The sequence below is a fragment of the Phenylobacterium sp. genome (assembly GCF_030645195.1).
Taxonomy (GTDB): domain Bacteria; phylum Pseudomonadota; class Alphaproteobacteria; order Caulobacterales; family Caulobacteraceae; genus Phenylobacterium.
Window position 1 is genome coordinate 22,628 of the sequence record NZ_JAUSLW010000055.1, and the last position, 7,520, is coordinate 30,147.

The 7,520-nt window shown below is 69.9% G+C and carries 11 protein-coding genes; 3 read left to right on the forward strand and 8 right to left on the reverse strand.

All coding sequences use genetic code 11. From position 1 onward, the window contains the following. Positions 1 to 10 precede the first annotated feature (10 nt). Together Q7T09_RS04760 and Q7T09_RS04765 are read left to right on the forward strand one after the other, a co-directional pair. The gene (locus Q7T09_RS04760) at positions 11 to 1,021 is read left to right on the forward strand and encodes an NAD(P)-dependent alcohol dehydrogenase (RefSeq protein WP_304698058.1); all 1,011 of its coding nucleotides are present in this window, start codon (positions 11 to 13) and stop codon (positions 1,019 to 1,021) included. A gap of 82 nt (positions 1,022 to 1,103) precedes the next feature. Then, positions 1,104 to 1,565, forward strand: a complete 462-nt coding sequence (locus Q7T09_RS04765) for a hypothetical protein (protein WP_304698060.1) — start codon at positions 1,104 to 1,106, stop codon at positions 1,563 to 1,565. 180 nt (positions 1,566 to 1,745) lie between these two features. Here the strand turns inward: Q7T09_RS04765 and Q7T09_RS04770 are convergent, their stop codons facing one another. Both Q7T09_RS04770 and Q7T09_RS04775 read right to left on the reverse strand, forming a co-directional pair. Continuing rightward, positions 1,746 to 2,399, reverse strand: coding sequence for a leucine-rich repeat domain-containing protein (locus tag Q7T09_RS04770; protein WP_304698061.1), 654 nt, complete (start codon positions 2,397 to 2,399; stop codon positions 1,746 to 1,748). Positions 2,400 to 2,402: 3 nt separating this feature from the next. Further along, the gene (locus Q7T09_RS04775) at positions 2,403 to 3,350 is read right to left on the reverse strand and encodes an amidohydrolase family protein (protein ID WP_304698063.1); all 948 of its coding nucleotides are present in this window, start codon (positions 3,348 to 3,350) and stop codon (positions 2,403 to 2,405) included. 111 nt (positions 3,351 to 3,461) lie between these two features. On the opposite strand from Q7T09_RS04775, the gene Q7T09_RS04780 reads away from it, so the two are divergent. Next, positions 3,462 to 4,487 (forward strand): lysine-2,3-aminomutase-like protein, encoded by a 1,026-nt coding sequence (locus Q7T09_RS04780; RefSeq protein ID WP_304698065.1) that lies wholly within the window; start codon positions 3,462 to 3,464, stop codon positions 4,485 to 4,487. Here Q7T09_RS04780 and Q7T09_RS04785 read toward each other — a convergent pair whose 3' ends face one another. The 6 genes from Q7T09_RS04785 to Q7T09_RS04810 all read right to left on the reverse strand — a co-directional run. After that, on the reverse strand, positions 4,488 to 4,907 hold the full coding sequence (locus Q7T09_RS04785) for a CBS domain-containing protein (protein ID WP_304698066.1): 420 nt from the start codon (positions 4,905 to 4,907) through the stop codon (positions 4,488 to 4,490). Between the two features lie 69 nt (positions 4,908 to 4,976). Next, positions 4,977 to 5,207, reverse strand: a complete 231-nt coding sequence (locus tag Q7T09_RS04790; protein WP_304698067.1) for a hypothetical protein — start codon at positions 5,205 to 5,207, stop codon at positions 4,977 to 4,979. A 61-nt stretch (positions 5,208 to 5,268) separates the two neighbouring features. After that, positions 5,269 to 6,039: an EAL domain-containing protein gene (locus tag Q7T09_RS04795; RefSeq protein WP_304698069.1), complete on the reverse strand. Its 771-nt coding sequence runs from the start codon at positions 6,037 to 6,039 to the stop codon at positions 5,269 to 5,271. A gap of 66 nt (positions 6,040 to 6,105) precedes the next feature. Beyond that, positions 6,106 to 6,720, reverse strand: a complete 615-nt coding sequence (locus Q7T09_RS04800) for a hypothetical protein (RefSeq protein WP_304698071.1) — start codon at positions 6,718 to 6,720, stop codon at positions 6,106 to 6,108. A gap of 124 nt (positions 6,721 to 6,844) precedes the next feature. Then, a complete protein-coding gene (locus Q7T09_RS04805) occupies positions 6,845 to 7,231 on the reverse strand; it encodes a hypothetical protein (protein WP_304698072.1) in 387 nt (128 codons plus the stop codon). Positions 7,232 to 7,314: 83 nt separating this feature from the next. Continuing rightward, positions 7,315 to 7,520, reverse strand: a 206-nt coding sequence (locus tag Q7T09_RS04810) for a hypothetical protein (protein ID WP_304698073.1), incomplete at its 5' end; no start/stop codon positions are given.

Consider the following 7,520-nt stretch of genomic DNA (forward strand, 5'->3'; position numbering starts at 1 on the left):
GCGAAGACCCATGAAGGCCATCCAGACCGTCCACCCCACCGGCCTCGACACCCTGCGCTATGCCGATATCGCGGACGCCAAGCCCCCCGGTCCTGGCGAGATCAGCGTCCGCCTGCGGGCCAGCTCCCTGAACTATCACGACTACATGGTGGTCCTGGGCGCCATTGCGACGCCGGAGGGCCGCATCCCCATGTCCGACGGCGCCGGCGAGGTGACGGCGGTGGGCGAGGGCGTGCGCGGGTTCGCGGTGGGCGACCTGGTGGTCTCCACCTTCTTCCCGGCCTGGCTGGACGGCGTCGACGCGCCGGACGGCGGCTTCTCCGGCGTGCCCGGCGACGGCGCCGACGGCTATGCCCGCGAGATGATCACCACCGCCGCCACCAGCTTCACCCACGCCCCCAAGGGCTGGACCGCGGCGGAGGCCGCCACCGTCACCTGCGCCGGCGTCACCGCCTGGCGCGCCCTGGTGGCCGACGGCGCGCTGAAGGGCGGCGAGACGGTGCTGGTCCAGGGCACGGGGGGTGTCTCCATCTACGGCCTGCAGATCGCCAAGGCCTATGGCTGCACCGTCATCGCCACCTCCTCCTCCGACGCCAAGCTGGAGCGGCTGAAGGCGCTGGGGGCCGACCACCTGATCAACTACAAGTCCGAGCCCGCCTGGGGCGCGGCGGCGGCCAAGCTCACCGGCGGCCGCGGCGTCGACCACATCCTGGAGATCGGCGGCTCGGGCACCATGCCGGAGTCCATCAACGCCACCCGCAACGGCGGCCACATCGCCGTGATCGGCGTCCTGGCCGGATACGCCGGCCCGATCCCCACCGTCGCCATCATGGGCAAGCAGCTCAAGGTCCAGGGCCTGACGGTCGGCAGCCGCCGCCACCAGCTCGACCTCATCCGCGCCATCGACGTCGCCGGCTACCGCCCGGTGCTCGACAAGTCCTTCCCCCTCGAAAACCTCGCCGACGCCTTCAGGCACCAGGCGTCGAACACCCACTTCGGCAAGATCGTGGTGGATATCTGAAAGGGGGCGGCGGCATTTCACTTTCGCTGCCGGGTGCTACCGTCGCGCGATGAACGGGCGTTTCTCATACAGCGGATTTGTCGTGGCGGGCCTGTGCGCCGCGCTGACGCTCGCGGGTTGTGCGACGCCGCGGGTTCCAGCCCCGAAGGCGGAGGTCGAGCGGATTTCGTTCCGGCCCCAGGGCCCGCCCTTCTGCGGTCGGTGCGAAAACACCAGCTTCGTCGTCGCCGCTGACGGTGAGCTTCGGATGGACGTCGGCCACTGGGCGGGCAGCTACAGGACCTGGGTGCGGAAACGCAGCGTCAGGCGGATTTCGCCGGAACAGTTCGCCGATTTCAAGCGACGTCTCGAACCCTACAGGCCCGTCCACGACGTCCTGCGCCCCGACGAGGCCTGTCGAAGCTTCATCAGCGATGCCGATGGCCTGACCGTCGAGTGGATACATGGCGATGAACGTCGGGTTCGCGTCTTCGACTTCGGATGCCTGGACGACCGCGCGATGAACGACACTCTTCGCCGAGCGTCGGCGGCCCTCGGCCTTTAGAGAACGGGCCTAACCCCCTCCGTCGCGCGCATATCTGCGCGCGCCACCTCCCCCGAACCGGCCTGCGGCCTGGAGGAGGAATTTCGGGGCTCCAATTCCTCCCCCAGCGCGCAGCGCGATCCGGGGGAGGTGGATCGGCGCGAAAGCGCCGAGACGGAGGGGGCTAGGGCGTCTCTATCGTCACCGATAGATCGCGCACCCCCGCGCCTCGAGGTCGGCGAACCAGGCCGGCGGTTCCAGGGCCACCCAGCGCAGGTCCAGCTTTTCCAGCCGGGGCAGGGCCGCCAGGGCCTGCGGCAGGCTCGTCAGCGGATTGCCGCGCAGGTCCAGCTGCCGCAGCTCCGTCAGGTCGCCGACCGCCGCCGGCAGGGTCGTGAGCCGGTTGTTGCGCAGGTGCAGCTCGCGCAGGTTCGACAGCCGGCCGAGGCTCTCGGGGACCGCCGCCAGGCGGGTGTCGGTGATCCGCAGCTCCAGCAGCCCGGCCATCGCCGTCACCACCTCGGGAAAGACCTCGAACGGGTTCTCGCTGAGGTTCAGGTAGCGCAGCCGGGTCATCCGCGCGAGGGAGGCGGGCAGGGCGGTCAGCCGGTTGTCGTGCAGGTAGAGGAAGTCCCGCAACCCCTCGATCTCCCCCAGGGCCTCGGGCAGTTCGGTGAGCGCGTTGTGCCCCAGGTCCAGCATCCGCAGGGCCTTCAGCCGCCCGACGCCGTCCGGCAGCGCCGTCAGCCCATTGTCGGCCAGGACCAGGGTCTCCAGCGCCGTCCGCCCCCACACCCAGTCGGGTACGGCGCCGAGGTTCTGCTTCCAGAGGGAGAGGTCCCGAGTCTCGTCCATCCCCTACAGCCCCAACACCCGCGCCGCGTTCCCCCCCATCCACTTGGCCCGCACGTCGGCCTTCAGCGGCAGCTCGTCGGTCTCCGCCACCAGCTGCACCAGCGGAACCATCGAGGTGCCCCAGCCGGAGCCGAAGATGATCTTGTCCTGCAGGCCGCGGGCTCCGTAATAAATCAGGGCCTCGTAGCCGGCGCCCGGCGAGAGCATGTACTTCACGCGGCGGCAGGCGAAGTCGATGTAGACGTTCCGGTGCCGCCCGGCGATCGCCACCATGTCGGGGATCCAGGGATAGCCGCCGAGGCCGGACACGATCCTCAGGTCGGGGAAGGCGATGGCCAGTTCGTCGATATATTTCGGGTGGGCGTAGTCGTAGGGGCGGTCCGACAGCAGGTGGACGCCGACGGTGATCCGCACCGGGATGTTCAGCTCCACGCACTTGGCGAGGAAGGGCCGGTAGACGGGATCGTTGATGTAGCGCTGCTCGCGGTAGGAGCTGATCTCGAAGCCCTTCACGCCCAGCTCGCGCACCCCGTGCTCCAGCTTGGCGACCCCGGCCTCCCCCTCGTCGCCCCAGATGCGGAACCAGGGGATCAGCCGGTCGGGATATTCGGCGGCGAAGGCGGCGACGTCCTCATTGCTGGCCCGGCGGCCCGCATTGCCGATGCAGGCCATGGCCACGCCGGCCTGGTCCAGCATGGCGATGACCTGCGCGTGCGTCATCGCCTTGGTCATGTCGACTTCGCACAGCTTCAGCGCCAGCGCCGTCAGGCCGATGGTCTGTTTGGCCTCATTGAATTCCTCCAGGGACATGCCGATCTGGGCGGCCCAGCCGGGCGCCATCTGCTGGGCGTAGCCCTCCTTGTCGAAGCCGCGGCCGGACTTGATGAGCCGCACGGTGTCCTCGACGGCCTCCTTGGTGGGGGTGTCGCACTCGAAGTCGATGATCTGCATCGCGGGGTCTCTTCAGGAAATGGGATCGGGCAAGAATCCCCAAGAGGTGCCACGGCCAAGCTCGCCCGACAACATTGCCCCCCGCGCCTGTTTGCGTCATAGGGGCCGCCCGTGACCGCCACCCTCCGCACCCTTCCGGCCCTCGTTGAGGCCGGCCTCCTGGAGGCCGAGCGCCTGCCGGCTCTTGAGCGCGTGGCGGCGCAGTACGCCGTGGCGATCACACCGGCCATGGCCGAACTGATGGGGGAACCGGGCGTCGCCCGCCAGTTCCTGCCCGACGTGGCCGAGCTCACCGTCCTGCCCGGCGAGGACGCCGACCCCATCGGCGATCTGACCCACATGCCCGTGGAGGGGATCGTCCACCGCTATCCCGACCGGGTGCTGCTGAAGGTCACCCACACCTGCGCGGTCTATTGCCGGTTCTGCTTCCGCCGCGAGATGGTGGGGCCCACCGGCGATGTCCCGGCCCTCTCGCCCCAGGCGCTGGACGCCGCCGTCGCCTACATCGCCGGGCGCCCCGAGATCTGGGAGGTGATCCTCACCGGCGGCGATCCCCTGGTGCTGTCGCCGCGCCGACTGCGCGACATCATGGGGCGGCTGGCCAAGATCGAGCATGTGAAGGTCATTCGCCTGCACACCCGCGTCCCGGCCGTCGATCCGGCCGCCGTCACCGATGAGCTGGTGGCCGCCCTCAAGGTCCCGGTCAAGGCGGTCTATGTCGCCCTGCATGCCAACCACGCCGCCGAGCTGACCCCCGCGGCGCGGGCCGCCTGCGCCAGGCTGGTGGACGCCGGCATCCCCATGGTGGGCCAGACGGTGCTGCTAAGGGGCGTCAATGACGACCCGGCGGTGCTCGACGCCCTGCTACGGGCCATGGTGGAGACGCGGATCAAGCCCTACTACCTGCACCATGGAGACCTCGCCCGCGGCGCCAGCCATCTGCGCACCACGCTCGCCGAAGGCCAGGCGGTGATGCGGGAACTTCGCGGCCGGCTCTCAGGGTTAGCCCAGCCGACCTATGTGCTGGATATCCCCGGCGGCCATGGCAAGGTCCCGGTGGGGCCGGACTATCTGGGCCACGACGGCCAAGTAGAGGACCCCGACGGAACCCTCCACCCCTATCCGCCTAGACCCTAGTTACGCGTCGTTGTCGGTGGAGATCTCTTCGAGGGTCTTGCCCACCGCCTTGGCGCCGTAGTCGGTGGCGATGTCGCCGAGCGACAGGATGCCCACCAGCTTGCCGGTGTCGTTGGCCACCACCAGGCGGCGGATCTGGTGACTGGCCATCTGGGCCGCGGCGTCGGCCAGGCTGTCGTCTTCCTTGCAGGTCTGGACCTCGCCGCTCATCACGTCGCTGACCGGGGTGGAGAGCTGGCCGCCCTTGGCCACCACCTGCAGGACGATGTCGCGGTCGGTGACCAGGCCGACGACCTTGCCGTCCTCGACGATCGGCACCGCGCCTGAATCGATGTTCAGCATGATCCCGGCGACCTTCTGCACGCTGTCGGCCGGCGCGGCGGTCACCACCTGAGCGGTCATGGCTTCACTGACTTTCATGGGGTCGTCCTTCGTGTTGGGGGAGCAGACACGACAACCCCCTCACGCCGCGGACGTTCCCCGCAAGGTCTAGGACGGCCGCTCGGTCTGCTTCAGGGCGTGGCGGAACATCAGCACGCCTGCGGTCACCAGCAGGGCCCCCAGGGCCGGCAGCAGCAGGCTGGCGGGCATGCCCAGGGTGAACAGCACGCGGGCCCAGTCGTCGTCGGTGCGATAGGCCGCCGTCAGGGCGAAGGCCGCGAGCCCCAGCCCCACCAGGGCGGTGACGATGGCGCTCAGCTTGTAGAACAGGTTGCCCATGACGCGTCTCCGAATCTCGCGCGATCCTGGGACCCCGCGCCGGGGCCTGCCTTGACGAGGGTCAAGCCGCGCGGCGGACCCGTTCCGGCGCCACCACCGGCAGGCTCTGGAACCCCGGCCTGGCCAGCAGGAAGCCCTGGATGTAGCGCACCCCCATCGCCCGCAGGGCCTCCAGTTCCCCGTCCGTCTCGATCCCCTCGGCGATCACCGCGACCCCGAGCGCGGCGCACATCTTCACCACCCCCTCGACGATGATCTTCCGCGGCAGGCTCTGGTCCAGGCCGCGGATCAGCTCCATGTCCAGCTTGATGATGTCGGGCTGGAACTGGGCCAGCAGGTTCAGCCCCGCATGACCGGCCCCGAAGTCGTCCAGGGCCACGCCGAAGCCCATCTTCTGGTAGCTGGCCACGATATTGGCCACGTGGGCCGGATCGGTCATCTCCTCGTTCTCGGTGAACTCGAAGATCAGCCGCTCGGTGGGGAAGTCCAGGGCCGCGGCGGTGGCCAGGGTCAGCTGGATGCAGGCCTGGGGTGAATAGACCGCATTGGGCAGGAAGTTGATGGAGAGCCTGGCCGGCCCGTCCAGCAGCCCGGCCCGCGCCGCCCCCTGGATGGCCTGGACCCGGCACTGCTGGTCGAAGGCGTAGCGGTTCTCCGGCGTCACCTGGGCCAGCACGCTGCCCGCCGACTCCCCGTTCGCGCCGCGCACCAGGGCCTCATAGGCGAAGGGGGCGCCGGTCTCCAGGTCGATGATCGGCTGGAAGGCCATGGCGATGGAAAAGTCCATGGCCTCGCCATCGCGGCAACCGGCGCAGGGGGCGGGGCGGGGCATGGGGCGAGGCTCCGGGGGCGAGAAAGGCCTCCAGCCCTATCCCCCAAGCGGTTAAGGATCGGTCGCCTAGAGCCGGGTCCGATAGAGCTTGGGCGTCAGCCGCCCGATGCGGCCCTGCAGCCAGGCGACCTCGCGCTTGGCGGCGGCCAGGTTGAAGGGGGTGGCGCGGTCCACCACCTGATCGATGTCCAGCTGCAGGTTCAGCCGCTGGGCGGCCCGGGCGCGCTCGTACATCGCCCGAAACTCCGGCCTCTGCCGCAGCCAGCGATAGACCATCTTCGGGGTCGGCAGGGCCGGGTCGCCCGCCATGTCGGCCAGGGTCATCCCCGCCGCCACCGCCTCGCAGAAGGCCCAGGCCCGGCACAGGGTGTAGCGGGTCTTCTGTCCGCCCCGATGCGGCCGGCCCCGCATCCGCGCCGCATAGACCCGCCGCGCGGCGTCGTCCTGGTCGCGCGACCACAGGGCGTTCTCCGCCAGCACGCGGCGGACGTCGGCATAGTCGGCGGCGAAGTCCTCGTGCATCGCCAGCCACCGGTACAGGGTCGCCCGGCACGGCATCTCCGGATCGGCCACGATGGAGGTGATGGTCTCGCCGACCTCGACGCGGGCCAGGATCACGCGGCCGATGGCGGGCCGATAGGCCGAGGGCTTCCACCCGCCCGTGCGATCGAAATCCGGCACGCACCGCTCCCGCGGCGGCCGCCAGGGATTCTCACGGGACCAATTCTCATCGAACTTGGACACCAGCCAAGCTTGCCACGCAGGCCGGCGTTTGCGCAAGAACAAAAAGAGAACATAGACGCCGTCAGGCGCAGTTCTTCGCCTGCCATTCGACGAGGTTCGCCAGGATTCCGTCCCGGGTTTCCTGATAGTCGGGATCGGGGCGGGGGCCGGGCGGCCCGTTCCACAGGGCGATCGCCCGGGCGTAGCGCTGGCAGGACACCGCCTTGTCGTCCTGGCTGTTGGCGTAGCAGCGCTCCACCAGGGCCGCCAGATAGCCGCCCCGGGCGCTGTAGTGGTCCTCGACGCCCTTGCACAGGGCCAGGGCGGCGGCGGGATCGTGCTGCATGCGCCCGGCCACGAAGGCCCGCCCGGTGGCCTCCATCACGGCGGCTTCCTCGGGCCAGGACGATCCGGCCCAGGCCGGCGTCGCCGCCAGCAGGGCCAGGGCGAGGACAGGCAACAGGCGCATGGCGACCTCCGAGGCGGACCGGGCGTTCAGCCTATCACGGGCCGGCGAAGCTGGCCCTAACCCGCGCTCGCCGCCCGCGCCGCTCAGCGGCAGTAGACGCCCTTCAGCCCGGCCCAGATCGCGTCGCCATAGGACATGCGGTCATACTCCGGATGCAGCTTCAGCCAGGCGACGACGGCCACCACCCGCTGCGTGAGCCGCCGCTCAAGTTCGGCGCTGTCGGGGGCCTGCAGCAGGCCGTCGATCCCGCCCTCGCAGGTGGCGTTGGGATTGTCGCGGTCGTTGACCA

Coding starts and splice junctions, on each gene's coding strand:
- Q7T09_RS04760 (WP_304698058.1), top strand. CDS start 11: ATGAAGGCCATCCAGACCGTCCACCCCACCGGCCTCGACACCCTGCGC.
- Q7T09_RS04770 (WP_304698061.1), bottom strand. CDS start 2,399: ATGGACGAGACTCGGGACCTCTCCCTCTGGAAGCAGAACCTCGGCGCC.
- Q7T09_RS04775 (WP_304698063.1), bottom strand. CDS start 3,350: ATGCAGATCATCGACTTCGAGTGCGACACCCCCACCAAGGAGGCCGTC.
- Q7T09_RS04785 (WP_304698066.1), bottom strand. CDS start 4,907: ATGAAAGTCAGTGAAGCCATGACCGCTCAGGTGGTGACCGCCGCGCCG.
- Q7T09_RS04790 (WP_304698067.1), bottom strand. CDS start 5,207: ATGGGCAACCTGTTCTACAAGCTGAGCGCCATCGTCACCGCCCTGGTG.
- Q7T09_RS04795 (WP_304698069.1), bottom strand. CDS start 6,039: ATGCCCCGCCCCGCCCCCTGCGCCGGTTGCCGCGATGGCGAGGCCATG.
- Q7T09_RS04805 (WP_304698072.1), bottom strand. CDS start 7,231: ATGCGCCTGTTGCCTGTCCTCGCCCTGGCCCTGCTGGCGGCGACGCCG.